Annotated in this window: 13 protein-coding genes; 7 read left to right on the top strand and 6 right to left on the bottom strand. The window is 68.0% G+C overall.

The window, feature by feature from the left end:
* Together A6A04_RS13035 and A6A04_RS13030 are read right to left on the bottom strand one after the other, a co-directional pair.
* Positions 1–1,608 (bottom strand): radical SAM protein, encoded by a 1,608-nt coding sequence (locus tag A6A04_RS13035; protein ID WP_068493549.1) that lies wholly within the window; start codon positions 1,606–1,608, stop codon positions 1–3.
* Positions 1,605–2,036: a MaoC family dehydratase gene (locus tag A6A04_RS13030; protein ID WP_082914900.1), complete on the bottom strand. Its 432-nt coding sequence runs from the start codon at positions 2,034–2,036 to the stop codon at positions 1,605–1,607. The genes A6A04_RS13035 and A6A04_RS13030 overlap by 4 nt, the downstream gene beginning before the upstream one ends.
* Positions 2,037–2,221: 185 nt before the next feature.
* Here A6A04_RS13030 and asnB (A6A04_RS13025) point away from each other — a divergent pair, with 185 nt between their 5' ends.
* The 5 genes from asnB (A6A04_RS13025) to A6A04_RS13005 are packed head-to-tail and all read left to right on the top strand — an operon-like array spanning position 2,222 to position 8,957.
* On the top strand, positions 2,222–4,117 hold the full coding sequence (gene asnB / locus A6A04_RS13025; protein ID WP_068493547.1) for an asparagine synthase (glutamine-hydrolyzing): 1,896 nt from the start codon (positions 2,222–2,224) through the stop codon (positions 4,115–4,117).
* Positions 4,110–5,096, top strand: coding sequence for a glycosyltransferase family 2 protein (locus A6A04_RS13020; protein ID WP_068493545.1), 987 nt, complete (start codon positions 4,110–4,112; stop codon positions 5,094–5,096). Before asnB (A6A04_RS13025) ends, A6A04_RS13020 begins: the two co-directional genes overlap by 8 nt.
* Positions 5,084–6,931: an asparagine synthase (glutamine-hydrolyzing) gene (gene asnB, locus A6A04_RS13015; protein WP_068493543.1), complete on the top strand. Its 1,848-nt coding sequence runs from the start codon at positions 5,084–5,086 to the stop codon at positions 6,929–6,931. The genes A6A04_RS13020 and asnB (A6A04_RS13015) overlap by 13 nt, the downstream gene beginning before the upstream one ends.
* On the top strand, positions 6,928–8,037 hold the full coding sequence (locus A6A04_RS13010; protein ID WP_068493541.1) for a DegT/DnrJ/EryC1/StrS family aminotransferase: 1,110 nt from the start codon (positions 6,928–6,930) through the stop codon (positions 8,035–8,037). Before asnB (A6A04_RS13015) ends, A6A04_RS13010 begins: the two co-directional genes overlap by 4 nt.
* Positions 8,034–8,957, top strand: coding sequence for a lipid II:glycine glycyltransferase FemX (locus A6A04_RS13005; protein WP_068493539.1), 924 nt, complete (start codon positions 8,034–8,036; stop codon positions 8,955–8,957). Before A6A04_RS13010 ends, A6A04_RS13005 begins: the two co-directional genes overlap by 4 nt.
* Here the strand turns inward: A6A04_RS13005 and A6A04_RS13000 are convergent.
* Genes A6A04_RS13000 through A6A04_RS12990 form a run of 3 tightly spaced genes read right to left on the bottom strand, consistent with a single transcriptional unit; the run spans position 8,944 to position 11,727 of the window.
* Positions 8,944–9,885, bottom strand: coding sequence for a GDP-L-fucose synthase family protein (locus tag A6A04_RS13000; protein WP_068493537.1), 942 nt, complete (start codon positions 9,883–9,885; stop codon positions 8,944–8,946). The two genes, A6A04_RS13005 and A6A04_RS13000, sit on opposite strands and share 14 nt — an antisense overlap.
* The gene (gene gmhB, locus A6A04_RS12995; protein ID WP_068493536.1) at positions 9,882–10,436 is read right to left on the bottom strand and encodes a D-glycero-beta-D-manno-heptose 1,7-bisphosphate 7-phosphatase; all 555 of its coding nucleotides are present in this window, start codon (positions 10,434–10,436) and stop codon (positions 9,882–9,884) included. The genes A6A04_RS13000 and gmhB overlap by 4 nt, the downstream gene beginning before the upstream one ends.
* 1 nt (position 10,437) lies before the next feature.
* Entirely contained in the window at positions 10,438–11,727 is a 1,290-nt protein-coding gene (locus A6A04_RS12990) for an RsmB/NOP family class I SAM-dependent RNA methyltransferase (protein ID WP_068493533.1), read from the bottom strand.
* A gap of 96 nt (positions 11,728–11,823) precedes the next feature.
* Here A6A04_RS12990 and A6A04_RS12985 point away from each other — a divergent pair, with 96 nt between their 5' ends.
* Both A6A04_RS12985 and A6A04_RS12980 read left to right on the top strand, forming a co-directional pair.
* Positions 11,824–13,323 carry a hypothetical protein gene (locus tag A6A04_RS12985; RefSeq protein WP_068493531.1) on the top strand — a complete coding sequence of 500 codons (1,500 nt, stop codon included), beginning with the start codon at positions 11,824–11,826 and terminating at the stop codon, positions 13,321–13,323.
* Between the two features lies 1 nt (position 13,324).
* Positions 13,325–14,323: a glycosyltransferase gene (locus tag A6A04_RS12980; RefSeq protein ID WP_068493528.1), complete on the top strand. Its 999-nt coding sequence runs from the start codon at positions 13,325–13,327 to the stop codon at positions 14,321–14,323.
* On the opposite strand, the gene A6A04_RS12975 is transcribed toward A6A04_RS12980, so the two are convergent.
* Positions 14,274–16,175, bottom strand: a complete 1,902-nt coding sequence (locus tag A6A04_RS12975) for a glycosyltransferase family 39 protein (protein WP_068493526.1) — start codon at positions 16,173–16,175, stop codon at positions 14,274–14,276. The genes A6A04_RS12980 and A6A04_RS12975 overlap by 50 nt on opposite strands.
* Positions 16,176–16,291 lie beyond the last annotated feature (116 nt).

Genomic DNA, 16,291 nt, shown 5'->3' with positions numbered 1-16,291 from the left:
CTAGGCGACCATGCCCCGAAGCGCCCGGAAGGCCTCGGTGTCGTTGGACATCGTCCCGTCCAATTGATCCATCATGATCCGGTTCATCCCCTGCTGCAGCTGCTTGATCTCGTCGAAACCGTAGCCACGGTCGTAAAGATAGGCAAGGTACCAGAGGCTGGTGTCGGGATCGATGGAGGTGGCGTTCTTGATGGAGCGGAACATGTCGAGCTTCAACTGGCTGGCACCTTCATAGCTCATGGTGTCATGGCTCCAGTTGATGCCCATGCCGGTCAGGCCGAACTTGTCGCGCTGCTTATGGATTTCGGTGTTCTCCATGTAGAAGAACTCCTTCAGCGAGTAGAAATCCACGCCGCAATTCTCGATGAAGTCGATATTGTCGCGAATGGACTCGTCGTTCTCGCCGGGGAAGCCCAGCACGAAGGCCGACAGCGACGAGATGCCGTATTTGTTCAGCAGGTTGACGCCCCGGGCGAAATCGGCCCGGGTCGCCTTCTTGTTCATGTTCTTCAATACCCGGTCATTGGCGGATTCGACGCCGAGATAGACTCCCCGGCAGCCCGAATCCCGCATGTTGCGCACGATGTCCTCGTCCACATACTGGACCCGCAGGAAGGAGAACCACTCGAAGTCGTAGTCCTTGAAGATTTCCAGCAGCTGCTTGAAGCGGTGCGGCGGCACGTTGAAGGTGTCGTCGATGAAGATGATGCGGTCGATGCCGGGAATGCGCTTGACGCTTTCCAGATGGGCGCGGACCCGCTCCGCCTCGATGGTCTTCCAGCCGCCCGCCGTGGTGGGATACGAGCAGAACGAGCACGAGAACGGACAGCCCGAGGCGGTCCTGATCTGGATGGTGCGGTTGAGGAAGGGCGCGTCCACCTTGTCCCAATTGGCCGGGACCTCGTCGAGCAGCGGCGTGTTCCATTCCGAGGCGGTGGCGGTGAACCTGTCCTTGTCGAAATAACACAGATTGCGCACCGTGCCGATATCGCCGCCCTCCTTGCGCACCAGCAGCAGGTCGCGCAGGTCGCGGTCGGAATTGAAGGCATGCAGGGCATAGTCGATGCCATAGCGGCGCATGGGCTTTTCTAGCCCGGCGACCCCGCCGCCGCCGCTCACCTGGCCATTGGCGAAGGCGCCGCCCAGCACGATTTCCATGTCGGGGTCGAGCTTGCGCAACCGCTTGGCCAGCTTGCCCACCTCCTTGAAGGTCAGGTAGAAGGTCGAGGAAATCCCCACCAGCGGCGGCTTGGTATTGGCGGTATAGGCCTGCTCGAACCAGTCCCATTCGGAATCGATGTTGTTGATGATCTTGGTGCGCAGCCCCGACGCCATCAGCACATTGGCCAGATGCATGCCGCTGGCCGAGGGCAGGTTCCAGATGTTGAGCAGGTCGCGGCGCTGGGGGAACCCGGCCTCGAAATAGGTCTGGCCCGATTTCAGGGTGTTGAGCAGGTCGAGATGCCCGAGAAACCGGTCACCGTCCCGGACCATGCGGGGATAGACCAGGGTCTGGTAGAGATCGAGGCGATCCAGCGGAAAGCTGGAATAGGCGTCGTAATCCACCACATTGGACTGGCAGACCAGGATCAGATCGACATCGCTCACGTCACGTCTCCGGTGAAACCCGCTTGAACCTTGCCCTTGGCCAGAAGCTGGCCGGTTTCGACGTTCTCCACATTGACTTCGGCCAACATGGCCCCGGCGGCCGGCGAAATCTGGCTGACCGTGGCGGAGAAGCGCAGCAGATCACCGGCGCAGGCGGGCGCCGCCCATTTCATGGTCATGGACTGCAACAGGCAGTCGCGGCCCGGCAGATGCACCCCGAACAGGCGCGAGACGAAGCCCGACAGCAGCACGCCATGGGCCACCCGGCCGCGAAAGCCGCGCGAGCGTGCGAAGTCGGCATCCATGTGCAGCGGCGAGACATCGCCGGTCAGCGCCGCGAAGGCGTCGATATCGACCTCGGTGATCCGGTGCTCGATGCTGACGGAAGCGCCGGTCTCGATCTGCTCGGGGCGAAGGCTGGCGATCACGGGGGTCCTCGGGGTTCAATGACGTTGCGGCACCCTACTTGGACGGCTTTCGCCAATGCAAGGCCCGAGAGCATTTCATAAGTGGGAAATCGGCGCAGCTTTACCAGACCCTGCCCACCCTTGCCCGCTCCGCCCCGGGCGGGGTACAAGCAGCATCATGGTGAAACCGTCGGATTTTCCCTGACATGTGCGGCCTTGCCGGTCTGTTCCTGCCCCACTCGGCAACGATGGTCGAGGCCGATATCGCCGCCATGCTGGCGGTGATGAAGCATCGCGGCCCCGACGGCACCGGCATCCATGTCTCCGACGACCGCCGCTTTCAGGCCGGCTTCACCCGGCTCGCCATCATCGACCTCGCCACCGGCGACCAGCCCCTGGTGCGGGGCGGCGGCGAGACCGTGCTGCTGGGCAATGGCGAGGTCTATAATTACCGCGAGCTGCGCGCCGAATTGAGCGGGCGCGGCCATGCCTTCCAGACCCAGGGCGACATGGAATCGGCGCTGGAATGCTTCCGGGCCAGGGGACGCGACTTCGTTCACGACCTCAACGGCATGTATGCCATCGCGCTCTACCAGCGCCAGGACCACCGGCTGCTGCTGCTGCGCGACCGCCTCGGCGTCAAGCCGCTCTATTGGGCCAGGACGCAGGGCGGCGGCGTGGTCTTCGCCTCGGAGATCAAGGCGCTGTTCGCCAGTGGCCTGGTCCGGCCCCAGGTGGACGAGGCCAGCGTCGCCGCCTTCCTGGCCCATGGCTATGTCCCGGCCCCCGCCACCTTGTATGCGGGGGTGTCCAAGCTGCCCCCGGCCTCGCTAATGTCGGTGGCCGCCGATGGCGAGATCGGCATCGAGCGCTATTGGCGCCCCGCCCCCGCCGCCGATCTGCCCGGTGACGAAGACGGCATCCGCCAGCATCTGACGGAACTGCTGGACGAGGCGGTGGGGCTGCAATTGCGTTCCGACGTGCCGGTGGGGTCCATGCTGTCGGGTGGCATCGATTCCGGCCTGATCACCGCCCTGGCGGCGCGTCGGCTGGACCGGCCGCTGAAGACCTATACCGTGCGCTTCCTGGGCTCGACCGTGGACGAGACGCCCCTGGCCGCCCAGGTGGCCGAGCGTTACGGCACCGACCACACCGTGTTCGAGCTGTCCACCGACAGCGCGGCGCAACTCCTGCCCCGTCTTTGCTGGCATGCCGACGAGCCCCTGGCCGATGCCAGCTTGCTGCCCAATCACCTGATCAACCAGGTGATCGGTGCCGAGACCCGGGTGGTGCTGAACGGCACCGGCGGCGACGAGCTGTTCGCCGGATACGGCCGCTATTTCCAGCTGCCGGTGGAGGCGCGCTATCTGCGGCTGCCCCGGGCCTTGCGCAAACTGGTGGAGGCGGGGCTGCGGGGCGCCAAGCCCTTCCTGGCCTGGCAATTGGCGCGGGCGGAAAAATTCGACGCCAATCGCGGCGACTATCTGTTCGACCACTCCACCTTGTTCCCGCCGCCCATCCTGGATGTGCTGGAAAGCGGCCTTGCGCCCCCCGGCCTGTCGGCCCAGGGGCGTTTCTTCACCGAGTATGACGGCCCGGCCCAGTCGGGCGGGCTCTATGCCGAACTGAACACCTATCTGCCCGAGGACCTGCTCTGCCTGTTGGACCGCACCACCATGGCCCATTCGGTGGAGGGCCGGGTGCCGCTGCTGGATCACCGGCTGGTGGAGGCCGCCTTGGCGGTTCCGCCCGCCATCCGCACCCCCCATGGGCGGCAGAAGGCACTGGAGCGGGCCATGGCGGCGCCGTTCCTACCGGACTCGCTGTTGAATGCCCCCAAGCAGGGCTTCGCCTCGCCGGTTCCGGCCTGGTTCGAGAGCGGCGGGCTGGGCGATCTGGCCCGGCGCCTGCTGACGCGGAAGGAAAGCCTGGATCGCGGCTGGTGGAGCCGGGGCGGCGTCGAGCACCTGCTGGCCCAGCCCGGCCGCCACGCCTTCCGCCTCTACGCCCTGATGGCGCTGGAACTGACGGTGCGGCTGCATGTGGAAGGCAGTTACACCGAAGCGCCCGGCTTCGGCCTGGCGGAGATGGCCGATGGCTGAGACCTTCGCCCCCATCAACTTCGCCCCCATCGACTTCGCCGACGTCTCGGTGGTCATGCCCGCCTATAACTCAGCCGCCACAATCACCCGCGCCCTGGCCTCCATCGCCGCCCAGACGGTGAAGCCCAGGGAAGTCATCGTGGTCGACGACGGTTCCACCGACGACACCGTGGAGCGCATCCGCGCCATGGCCGGGCGGATGGAAGGCATAAGCTTGCGGGCCTTCGCCCAGGCCAATTCCGGCGCCGGAGCCGCCCGCAACCGCGCCGTCGCCGCCGCCAGCGGCCAATGGCTGGCCTTTCTCGACGCCGACGATGAATGGCTGCCGACCAAACTGCAACGCAGCCTGGAGGTCACCCGGGACGGCGATCTGCTGATGAGTTCGCACAACCTGTTCAATGTGGCGCCCGACGGCAGCGAGAGCTTCAACGACAGCCGCGCCCGTTACCTGCGCGATCCCCGTGATCCCTATCGCACCTTGTTCCTGCGCGGCTTCATCTCGTCGTCCACCGTGCTGGTGCGCCGCGATCTGGTGGTGGCGGTGGGCGGCTTCGATTCCGGTCTGCGCTCGGCCCAGGATTACGAGCTGTGGCTGGCGCTGCTGGCCCGCATCGGCCCCCGCTTCGAGACCTTCGCCGAGCCGCTGCTGCGCTATACCCTGGCGCCCGAGGGCATCACCAGCCGGGTGGACCGCAAGGTCGCCTGCTCGCTGGCCATCCTGCGTCGCCATATGGGGGTGATCAAGCGCCTGCCCGGCCCGGTGATCGGGCCGGTGCTGCTGCGCGGCCTGATCATCCATTACGAGGCGGTGCAGGGCCACCGCGCCCGGGGCGACTGGGCGCGGGCACTGCTCCAGTTGCTCCTGTGCCCGCTACGCCTGGTGGAAATGCTGGCCCGCCTGCCCTTCGCCAGCGGTGCCCGACCCGATTTCCTGACACGGCTGCCCCCGGCCGAGGAGGTCCTGCCATGTGCGGCATAGCCGGAACCAGCGCCGCCACGCCCGCGCTGCTGGCCGGGATGCTGGACCGGCTGTCCCATCGCGGCCCCGACGGACGCGGCGATTTCGTCTGCGACCGCACCGGCTTTGGCCTTGCCCATGCCCGTCTGGCGGTGATCGACCTGTCCGAGGGCGGGCGCCAGCCCATGCACTCGCCCTGCGGCCGCTGGGTGATCGCCTTCAACGGCGAGATCTACAATCACGCCGAATTGCGCGCCGGGTTGGAGGCGCGCGGCCATTGCTTCCGCAGCTCTAGCGATACCGAGGTGCTGCTGGCCCTGCTGGCGGAGGAGGGCGAGGCGGCGCTGGGGCGGCTGGTGGGCATGTTCGCCCTGGCCCTGCTGGACCGCCAGTCGGGAAGCGTGCTGCTGGCCCGCGACCGGGTCGGCATCAAGCCGCTGGTCTGGGCGGCCCTGCCCGGCGGCGGTCTCGCCTTCGCCTCGGAAATCCGCGCCTTGTCCCTGGTGCCCGGCATCGACCTGTCCCTGGACCGCGCAGGCTTAAGCGAGTTCCTCGCCTGCCTCTATGTTCCGGCGCCCCGCACCATGCATGCCGGGATCAGGAAGCTTCCCCCCGGCCATTTGTTGCGCTTCACCCCCGGTCGGTCGCCCGAGATCGCGTGCTGGTGGAAACCCGCCTTCACCGGGCGGCGCGCGCTGTCGGTGGAGGAAGGCGTCGAGGAGCTGATGCCCGCCCTTCGCGCCGCCGTGCGGTCTTGCATGGTGGCCGATGTGCCGGTGGGCTGCTTCCTGTCGGGGGGAATCGACTCCTCGGTGATCGCCGCCCTGATGGCGGAGGAACGCGGCCGCGACCGGGTCGCCAGCTTCACCATGACCTTCGAGGAAGCCGCCTATGACGAGCGCGACGCCGCCCGCGCCGTCTCCGCCCATGTGGGCACCATTCATACCGAGTTACCCGCCTCGGCCGGGCTGGTCGGCGGTCTGGACCGCATGATCGAGGCCTTCGGCGAGCCCTTCGGCAATCCCACCGCCCTGCTGATCGGCGATCTGTCCCATAGCGCCCGCCAGCATGTCACCGTGGCGCTGGTGGGCGATGGCGGCGACGAGGTCTTCGCCGGTTATCCCCGCTATCACGGCGGCCTGCTGGCGGCCCAATGGCGGCGCATCCCGGCCTTGCTGCGCAAGGGACTGATCGAGCCCGCCGCGCGGTGGCTTCCGGAAAGCTCGTCCGGCAACCATACGCTTCGCCGCATCCGCGAATTCGTCGCGGGCGCAGGTCTAGCCGATGCCGAGATGTATGCCTCCTGGGTGGAATATTTCAGCCCGGCCGAACGCCAGGCCCTGCTGGGCGGCGCCCTGCCCCCGCGCCCCATCGCCGAACTCTATCGCGCCACCAGCCGCATCGATCCGCTGGACGCCATGCAGGAAACCGACCTGCTCTCGTTCCTGCCCGGCAATCTGATGGCCTATGGCGACGCTATGAGCATGATGCATGCCCTGGAATTGCGGCTGCCACTGCTGGACCACCGCCTGATCGAACTGGTGCAGGATATTTCGGCCGCCACCCGTTTCGCCGCGGGCAAGAAGACCCTGTTGAAGGCCGCCGCCCGGCGCCTGCTGCCCGCCGACATCGTCGACCGGCCCAAGCTGGGCTTCAATCCGCCCATGGGCCTGTGGCTGCGGACCGAGCTGGCCGGTATGGTGGCCGAGCGCCTGACGCCGTCCCGCATGGCCGATCTCGGCCTGGAGTGGAAGGCGGTGGAAAAGCTGCTGGCCGAGCACCGCGCCGGGCGCCGCGACCTGTCGCTGCCGGTCTGGGCGCTGCTGGTGCTCGAACGTTGGAAGTCGTCCCCATGATCACCACCGCGCCGCTGCCGCTTTACGCTGATCTCGGCCGTGCCCTGGGCGGCGCCACCGCCGGGATCTCCCCCTGGCTGAAGCCCTGGGATAGCGGGCTGCTCAGCCCCCGCAGCGCGTGGTCGCTGGCCGCCATCGCCTCGGCCATCTCCAGGCGCCAAGGTCTGCCGCCCCGGGTGCTGCTGCCGGGCTGGATCTGCAACCAGTCGCTCTGGCCGTTACGCCGGATGGGGGCGGAGCTGCTGTTCCTGCCGGTGCGGCCCGACGGCGCCATGGAATGGGAGACGGCCGAGGCGCTGGGCAGTCTCGACATGGTGGTGGTGGTTCATCCCTTCGGTTGTCCCGCTCGCCTGGACGCCGCCCGCGACTTCGCCAACCGGCGCGGCGCCCTGCTGGTGGAGGACGCCGCCCATTGCCTGATGCCCGGCCCCGGCATCCACGAATCCGGCGATGTGGTGCTGTATTCCCCCCACAAGCTGGTGGCGACTCCCGCTGGCGGCGTCATCGCCATCCGCCCCCGCGCCGAGGCCTGGGCCGACGCCATCGCCGAGGAACTGGGGGATATGACGATGTCGCCGCCCGAGGCCGCCAATGAATGGCGCTGGCTGGCGCGGAGGCTGGCTCAAACGCTGATCCCCGACGCCCTGCGCCCGCTGCTGCCCCAGGGCGGACAGGCCGACTTCGCCAGCGATCCGCCCACAATCGCCATGGAGCCGCCACTGGCGCCGTCACGTCTGGCCCAGCGGCTGCTGGACGCCCGCGACCTGGAGGCCGAGGCCACGCGACGGCGCGATAACGAGACCGCGCTGCGGGAACTGGTGGCGCCGCTGGCCGATTTGCGGCCGCTGTTCCCCGCCGGGGACTGGATTCCCTATCGCATGGCTTTGCGCGCCGCCTCGCCGAAAGCGGCGGCCGAACGCTACCGCGCCCTGCGCGCCGCCCGTCTGCCGGTGGAGACCTGGCCCGATATGGCCCCCGAGGTGACGGCCGATCCTTGCCACGGCGCGGGGGCGGTAGCCCTGCGTTCCTCCGTGCTGTTGCTGCCGGTGCATGGCGCCCTGGACCCCAAGCGACTGGCTAGCGCCTATGGCAAGGTGCTGAGATGAGCCTGCGGGTGGATTGGGACCTGGCCGACCGGGCCGAATGGGAAGCGCTGTTCGCGGGCGCGCCGCGCTCCTCGCTGGTGCAGAGCTGGGCCTATGGCGAGGCCAAGCGCCATGCCGGGGGATGGCGGCCGCGCCGCGCCGTGGTCAGCTGGCTGGGCCAGCCGGTGGCCCTGGCCCAGGTGCTGGAAAAGCGTCTGGGCGGCCTGATCCGGGTGGGGCGACTCAATCGCGGCCCGGTCTGGCTGCGCGAGGTTTCCCCCGCCGACCGGCTGGAAGTCATCCGGGTGCTGCGGCAACGCTGGCGCTGGACCAATCTGGGCGCCCTGTCCCTGGCCCCCGAATTGCCCGAGGGTACGCTGGTGCCGGGCTTTCGCCGTCGCGGCCTCGATCCCTGGTGCTCGGCCTGGCTTGACCTGACCCAGCCGCCCGAACTCTTGCGCAAGCGCCTGGACGGCAAGTGGCGCAATATGCTCAACGCCTCGGAAAAGGCCTCGCTGCTGGTGGAGGCCTCGCCCGATTTCCTGGCCTGGATGCTGAGCCGCTATTGCGAGCTACTGGCGGAAAAGGGCTTCGGCGCCACGCCTCCCGCCCTGGTGGAGGCCCTGGCCGCCAACGCCTTCCGGCCCGACGACCTGCTGGTGCTGAAGGCCAGCCACGGCCATGACGCGGTGGCGGGCATCCTGTTGGCCCGGCACGGCGACTGCGCCACCTATCTGATCGGCTGGAACGGCGACGAGGGCCGCAAGCTCAAGGCCAATAACCGCCTGCTGTGGGAGGCGGTGGTGGAGCTGCCGAAGCGCGGCGTCAAGGCCCTCGACCTCGGCGGCATCGACGAGCGGCTGACGCCCGGCATCGCCGCCTTCAAGCGCGGCATGAATGGCGAGGAATACCGCCTGGCCGGGGAGTTCATGGGGTTGTGAGGCGCGCCAGATAATCCGCATAGGCCGCCGCGAGACCGTCATCCAGGGAAGTGGAGGCCCGCCAGCCCAGTTCGTGGACCTTGGCGGAATCCAGGAATTTACGCGGCATGCCGTCGGGCTTGGAGGTATCGAATTCGAAGCGGCCGGTCCAGCCCACCGCCTTGGCGATGGCTTCGGCCAGTTGGCGGATGGAATATTCCAGCCCGCTGCCAAGATTGAGCATCTCCTCGCCGGAATAGGTCTTCATCAGGAACACCACCCCGTCGGCCATGTCCTCGGTATAGAGGAATTCGCGCAGGGGCGTGCCGGTGCCCCACAGGGTCACGCTCTCCAGCCCCTGAAGCTTGGCGTCGTGGATGCGCATGGTCAGCGCGGCGGCCACATGGCTTTGGGTGGGGTCGTAATGGTCGCCCAGGCCGAACAGGCTGGCGGGCAGCACCGAGATGAAGTCGCTGCCGTATTGGCGGCGATAGGCGGCGCACATCTTGACGCCCGCGATCTTGGCCACGGCATACCACTCATTGGTGGGCTCCAGCGGGCCGGTCAGCAGCAGTTCCTCGCCCAGGGGCTGGGCCGCCGCCCGGGGATAGATGCAGTTGGAGCCCAGGAACAGCAGCTTGGACACCCCGGCCAGATGGGCGGCGTGGATGACATTGGCCTCGATGATCATGTTGTCGTAAAGGAATTCGGCCGGCCGGGTGCTGTTGGCGATGATGCCGCCCACCGTGGCGGCGCACAAGAACACCGCGTCGGGCTTGTTGGCCGCCATCCAGGCTTCCACCTCGGCCTGACGGCGCAAATCCAGGTCCTCGCGACCCACCGTCAGGATCTCGCAGCCCTCGCTTTCCAGGCGACGGCAGATGGCCGAGCCCGCCATGCCGCGATGGCCCGCCACCCAGACTTTTTTCCCGGTCAGGTCGAATGTCATGACACCGCCTCCGCCGCCAGCATGGTCTCGATCAGGCGCACCGCCTCGGGCAGGTCGGCGACCACATGGTCGGCCTTGGTGCCCTCCACATGCTTGTGCCCGTGGCCGGTGCGCACCAGGAAGGTGGTGGCGCCCACGGCGAGACCCAGTTCCACGTCCACTTCCTTGTCGCCGATCATGAAGGACCGCGCCGGGTCGAAATGATGCTCGGCCACCGCCTGGGCCACCATGCCGGGCAGGGGCTTGCGGCAGTCGCACTCCTGGTCGGGGCCGTGGGGGCAGATATAGATGCCGTCGATGGCGGCGCCCTCGGCTTCCAGCAGCGCCAGCAGGCGGGTGTGGATTTCCTCCAACCGCACCATGTCGAAATAGCCGCGCGCGATGCCCGACTGGTTGGTCACCACCGCCACCCCCAGGTCCAGGCTGTTCAGCCGCCGGATGGCGGCGCCGACGCCGGGATAAAGCTCCAACTGGTCGGGATCGGACAGGTAATGCTTTTCCACATTGATGGTGCCGTCGCGGTCGATCAGCACGAAACGCCGTTGGCTCATGTCAGGTCCTTTGCAGTCGCACCGCGAAGAATGCATCCATGCCGCCCATCTCGGCAAGATGGCAGGGCAGGCTGCGCAGTTCGCCCTTGGGGGTGATCAGCCCGGCCAGGCCGCCGACCTCGTCGGGTGTTATCGGCATGCGGGCCAGCGGCACCCCCGAGGCCAGCAGGCGCTCGATCTGCTCCTCGCCTTCCTCGGGCTCCAGCGAGCAGACGCAATAGACCAGAAGCCCGCCGGGCTTCAGCATGGGTATGGCGGCCCTGAGCAGTCGTTCCTGCACCATGGCCAGCTTGGTGACCTCGCCCGGGCTCTTGTGCCGGGCCACGTCGGGATGGCGCCGCAGCGTGCCGGTGGCCGAGCACGGCGCGTCCAGCAAGATGGCGTCGAACGGTTCCGGCGGGGTCCAGGCCCCGGCATCGGCCTCCACCACCTCGGCCGCCAGTCCCAGCCGGGCCAGATTGTCGCGGAAACGCACCAGCCGCTTGGCGGAACGGTCCACCGCCGTCACCCGAGCCCCGGCCACCGCCAATTGCAGGGCCTTGCCGCCCGGCGCGGCGCATAGATCGGCCACGTTCTTTCCCGCCACCTCCCCCAGCAGGCGGGCGGGCAGGGCGGCGGCGGCGTCCTGCACCCACCAGCCGCCCGAGTCGAATCCCGGCAAGGCGGCGACGGCACCGCCGCCGGAGCGGCGCAGGGTACCGGTGGGCAGGATCGTGGCCTCCAGCCGCTCGGCCCAGCCCTGGGCATCCGTCGCCACGGTGATGTCCATGGGCGCCTCGGTCAGATGGGCCAGGGCGATGGCGCGGGCGGTCTCCTCGCCATAGGCGCGGCACCAGGAGCGCCACAGCCAGTCCGGCGTATTGAGCATGCCGACATCCTGGGCGGCCAGCAGATTCTTGCCGTCGCGGTCCAGGCGGCGCAGCACCGCGTTGACCAGCTTGGCGAACCCGGCCAGCTGGGTGCCCTTGATCAGGTCGACGCTGGTGGAAATGGCGGCATGGGGGGCGACGTCGAGGAACAGCAACTGGGCAATGCCCAGGCGGAGCGCGTGTTGCACCGGCGCCGACTTGGCGGCCAGCGGCTTTTCCACGCAGGCGTCGATCAGGGCGTCGATCTGGCCGAGACGGCGCAGCGTGGTGGCCAGCAGCATGCGCACCAGCCCCCGGTCGCGCTCGTCCAGGGTCTTGAGGCGGGTGTCTTCCAATACCTCGTCGAGCAGGCGGTCGCGGTCGAGCACGGCGGCCAGCAGGTCGAGGGCGATGGAGCGGGGCGAGGCGGTTCGTTTTTTCACGGGGCGCAACCTACTCCGGTTTTCCGTCCCTGTCACCGTGGCACGCCCGCCGGGCCTGTGCTAAGACGTCGGTCCTGGTAGCAGCGAACGGAAGCCATGGCGAGTCCCTTTCCCGGTCTGAAGGCAACCGAGCGTCTCGGCCTCGCCGCCATCGGTCTGGCCCTGGCCCTGATGGCCATCCGTCTCGCCACCACCTTGTTCACCCCCGAGCCGACCCAGGTCCTGACCTCGGGCGCCGAGTTCGAATCGCTTTACGTGGTGTGGAAGGTGGTGCACGGCCTGCCCGCCTATGCCGATCAGACCCGCATCCCCTTCGCCGGGACCTATTACAACTGGGCCTATTACGCGCTCTATGGCGGTATCGCCAAGGCCGCCATCGCCCTGTTCGGCCTGAGTGATTTCTGGATTCCCCTGATCTGCAAGCTGGTCACCATCACCGGCGTCGCCACCGGGCTGGGCTTGTGCCTGAGTTTGGGCCGTCGGCTGGTGGGGCCGCTGCCGCGCGGCCTGGACTTGACCGTGGCTTCGCTATGGCTGCTGGTGTTCCTGGGGCCGCTGATGGGTTTCTGGGCCATGTCCACCGCGCCGGACATTTGGGCCCTGACCCTGGACGCCGCCTCGGTCCTGGGTTTCATCGCGCTGTATGACCGCTCGCCCCGCCGCGCCGTGCTGCTGTTCATCGCCCTGGCCTATCTGGCCTGGAGCTTCAAGCAGGTCTTCGTCTATTCCATGGGCGGCGTCGGCCTGTATCTGCTGCTGCGGCGCGACTGGCTGGGCGCCGCCTTGCTGGCGCTCGGCATGCCCGCCCTGTGGGCCGCCACCTTAGGCCTGGGCAGCCCCGACTTCGCCCGCATGGTGTTCTTCGGCGGCTCGCAGATTCAACTGGTCCCGGCCCAGTTCCTGCGCAACGCCGCCAATTTCGCGGTCAAGAGCGCGCCGCTGATCCTGGGCGCCCTGGCCGTGGCGGCACTGTTGTTGCGGCAGGGCTGGCGCGAAGTGTTGGAACGCCCGGTGCTGGCGGTGCCGCTGCTGGGCGGCCTGGTCGCCGCCGTATTGGCGGGGACGGCCAGCGCCAAGCTGGGCGCCGCCGAGAACTACTTCTTCACCCTGTCCTTCCATCTGGCGCTGTTCCTGGCCGCCGGGCTGGCGGCCATGGCGCGTGCGGGTACGGTTACCCGTCCGGTCCGCGCCGCCCTCGCCCTGGGCTGGCTGCTCACCGGTCTGGCGCTGACCGCGCCCTTCCTCGGCATCAGCGGCACGCCGACCGTGCGGCAAATGCATCATGCCCAGGTCTCGACCGCGCGCTGCATCGGCCCCCAGCCCGGTCCGGTCTATGTGGCCAGCGCCGCCCTGGCCCTGCCTTGGCTGGTGCCGTCCGACCCCGCCTTCGTCCTGCATTGGAACTATCCCCTGGACCACAAGGCCGGGGTGGTGATGGAAGGCGGCGGCGTCGAAGGGCTGGTGGCTTCGGGCTATTTCGCCACATTGGTGCTGAACCAGGGCGAGGACGCGGTGTTTGGGACGCCGATCGGCTTGCGCTACACTGCGGGCAAGATTTGCAACGGCATGGTGATCCACCATCGCAAGGAAGGATGACTTGGAAAAACCCGCCATCACCGTCCTGACCGCGTCGCTCAACGACTGGCCGTCGCTGAAGGCGCTGCTGCCGCTGCTGGACGCCGCCCTGGCCGAGCATGCCGCCTCGGTGCGGGTGGTCTGCATGGATGACGGTTCCAGCTTGGCCCTGCCCGGCGACCTTCTGGACGGCCACGAGTTCAAGGTAATCGACAGGGTCGAGATTGTGCATTTGCTCCGCAATCTCGGCAATCAGCGGGCGCTGTCCATCGGCATGGGCTGGGTTGCCCGCCACGTCACCTGCGACTGGCTGGTGGTGATGGATTGCGACCACGAGGACCGGCCCGAGGTGATCCCCGAGCTATTGGCCGCCGCCCGGGCCGAGGGCGGGGCCAAGATCGTCTTCGCCGCCCGGACGGAGCGGTCAGAGTCCTGGCTGTTCAAGGCCTTCTACGCCGCCTACAAACGCCTGTACAAGACTCTCACCGGCATGCCCATCTCCATCGGCAATTTCAGCGTTGTGCCGGGGCGGCTGGTGCGCAAACTGGCCGGAGTCTGGGAGATCGGCCTGCACTTCCCCGCCGGGATCATGAAGGCGCGCCTGCCCTATGCCAGTATCGGTGCGGCGCGCGGTTCGAGATTATTTGGACGCACCAACATGAATCTCTACAGCCTGGTGATCCACGGCTTTTCCGGGTTGGCGGTGCATGGAGAAATGGTGGCGACCCGCTTCATCCTGGCTACCCTGGCCTCGTCTTTCCTGGTGATGATCTATTTGGCCAAGGTTCTGTTCGAGAAGTTCTTCACCGACATTCCCATCATCGGCTGGACCTCGCTGATCGTCTCCACCTTCCTGGGCTTTCTGGTCCAGACGGTGATGCTGGGGCTGTTGCTGCTGTTCTCGACCCTCAACGCCCGCATGCAAAGGCCGGTGATCCCGCTCAACGACCACCCCGATTTCATCGATACGGTCAGCGTGTTTCCAACCGACAGGTCGCGGGCGTCAGCGCCAGCACCGTGACGCTGGAATTGCCCTGGCCATTGCTCGCCAGGGTGCGTGACATGGCCGGGGCCGGGCCCGTCAGCACCCGCTCAACCGACGCGCAGCCGATTCGCTCCAGCCGGGCCATCATCATCGCCAGGCGATCTCCCTCCGGAGGGGGGTCGAATATGTCTTTCAGCGGAAACGGCAGGATGACATGAGTGATTCCCCGAGCCCGCATCTGAGTCCAGAATACTGTCACATCCAGACGATCGTCTAACAGTTGGACCTCGGCCTGCTGCACCGGCGTGACGAACAGCACCGGCCGCTCCAGCAGATAAATCCATTGGCGCACATTGGTCACCACCCGGGCATCGGCGGGCAGATGGGCATTGGCCCAGGTCACGCCATAGGCCCAGGCCACGTTGCGCTCGATGAAGGCGGTGCGGTCCTCGTCCGCGACCAGGCGGTGGACGAAGGTGCGGGCGAACACCGCCTGTCCCGCCAGTTGCAGCATGATCACCGCCGCCAGCCCTGCCGCCAGCGGCAGCCTCGGCCCGACCCGTACCGCCGCCACCAGCAATCCCACCAAAACCAGCGGCATGAAGGGCAGGTAGTGGCGCACCCGCTGCGAGGCGCCGAACACCGACCACAGCAGGTAGAATCCCAATCCGATCAGCGCCGCCACCGCCCAGGCCCGCACGATGGGATGGGCTCGGTAACGCCAGGCGCCCAGGGCGGCGAAGGGCGCCAGCAGGATCGGCAGCACGCCGAGGCCGGTGCGACCGGCATCCAGGGCATCGGGGGGGAAGAAGGTCACCCGCAGGGGATAGGCCAGGATGTCCAGGACCCCGCGCGGCAGCGGTGCCTCGATGGTAGCGCCCCACAGCTTGAAGGCAGCGTTCTGGGCCTCGTTCCAGGGCACGCCCGCGTGATAGGGCACCAGCCCGAACAACATGGGAAACACCGGGTCGCCGGTATTCCACCAGTTCCAGCCATACCACTGCGCCCCCAGGCCCAAGGCGGCGGCGGAAAAGACACTGGCCTTGACCACGCCGCCGCGCTGGAGCAGCACCGCCAGACCGCAGAGGAAGGCCACCAGCAGGCCGGGATATTTGGACGCCATGCACAGACCTGCGGCCAGTCCAGCCAGCACCGCCCAGCCCAGGCCGGAGCGGCGGCGGCTTTCCATACTCGCCAACACCGCCATGGTGGCAAAGGCGGCCAGCCGCGCCTCCACCTGGCCCGATCCGGCGCCGTAGAGGAAGGCGGGCACCCCGGCCATGGCCACGGCGGCCGCCAGCGACCAGTCGCGCGACAGGTGACGCCGCGCCACCGCATAGGTCAGGAATACCGCCGCCCAGCCCGACAGCCCGCACCACAGGGTCATAGCGGGTTCACCGCCCAGGGCGAGGGCGGCGAGAGAGGTCATCTGCTGCAACAGCGGAATGGCGCCATCGGCGGCGCGCGGCACGAAGATCAGCTGGCCGTGCAGCAGGATCTGGCGGGGAATGGCGAAGTGATAGGCCAGGGAATCGGCGTCGGTGGGCGGCGCCAGGCCTTCCGCCAGATCGCCCAGGGCCAGCAGCAGCAGCACCGCCAGCAAGGCCCAGGTCCAGAGGGTAGGGCGCTCGGACTCGGCCTCGCCGCCGCGCAGCCACCACAGGCCGAACAGCCCCGGCAGGCACAAGACGGTGAAGGCGGCGGCATCGACCCGGCCCAGCAGCGGCGGGAAGAAGGCCAGCCAGCCGAGAATGCCGATGCCCAGGGCGAAGGACCAGGCGACCCGCTCGCGCCAGGCCAGGGACTCCGACACGCCGCAGGCCCGAAGCGCCAGGGCGCCCCATCCCAGCACCGAGGCTGCCATGACCAGGGGGACGAGCAGGCTCATTTCAGCCAAGCCCCCGCCACGGCGGGCAGCAGGCCACGGAACTGGGCCAGATAGGCGGCCAGCACCACCGCCACCCAGGCCCAGGCCAGCAGCGGCGCGACCCGGCGTCTCATGGT

The sequence above is a fragment of the Paramagnetospirillum marisnigri genome (genome assembly GCF_001650715.1).
GTDB classification, from domain to species: Bacteria; Pseudomonadota; Alphaproteobacteria; order Rhodospirillales; family Magnetospirillaceae; genus Phaeospirillum; species Phaeospirillum marisnigri.
Note: the sequence above shows the minus strand (reverse complement) of the source record. Positions and strands in the feature narration are given on the sequence as shown.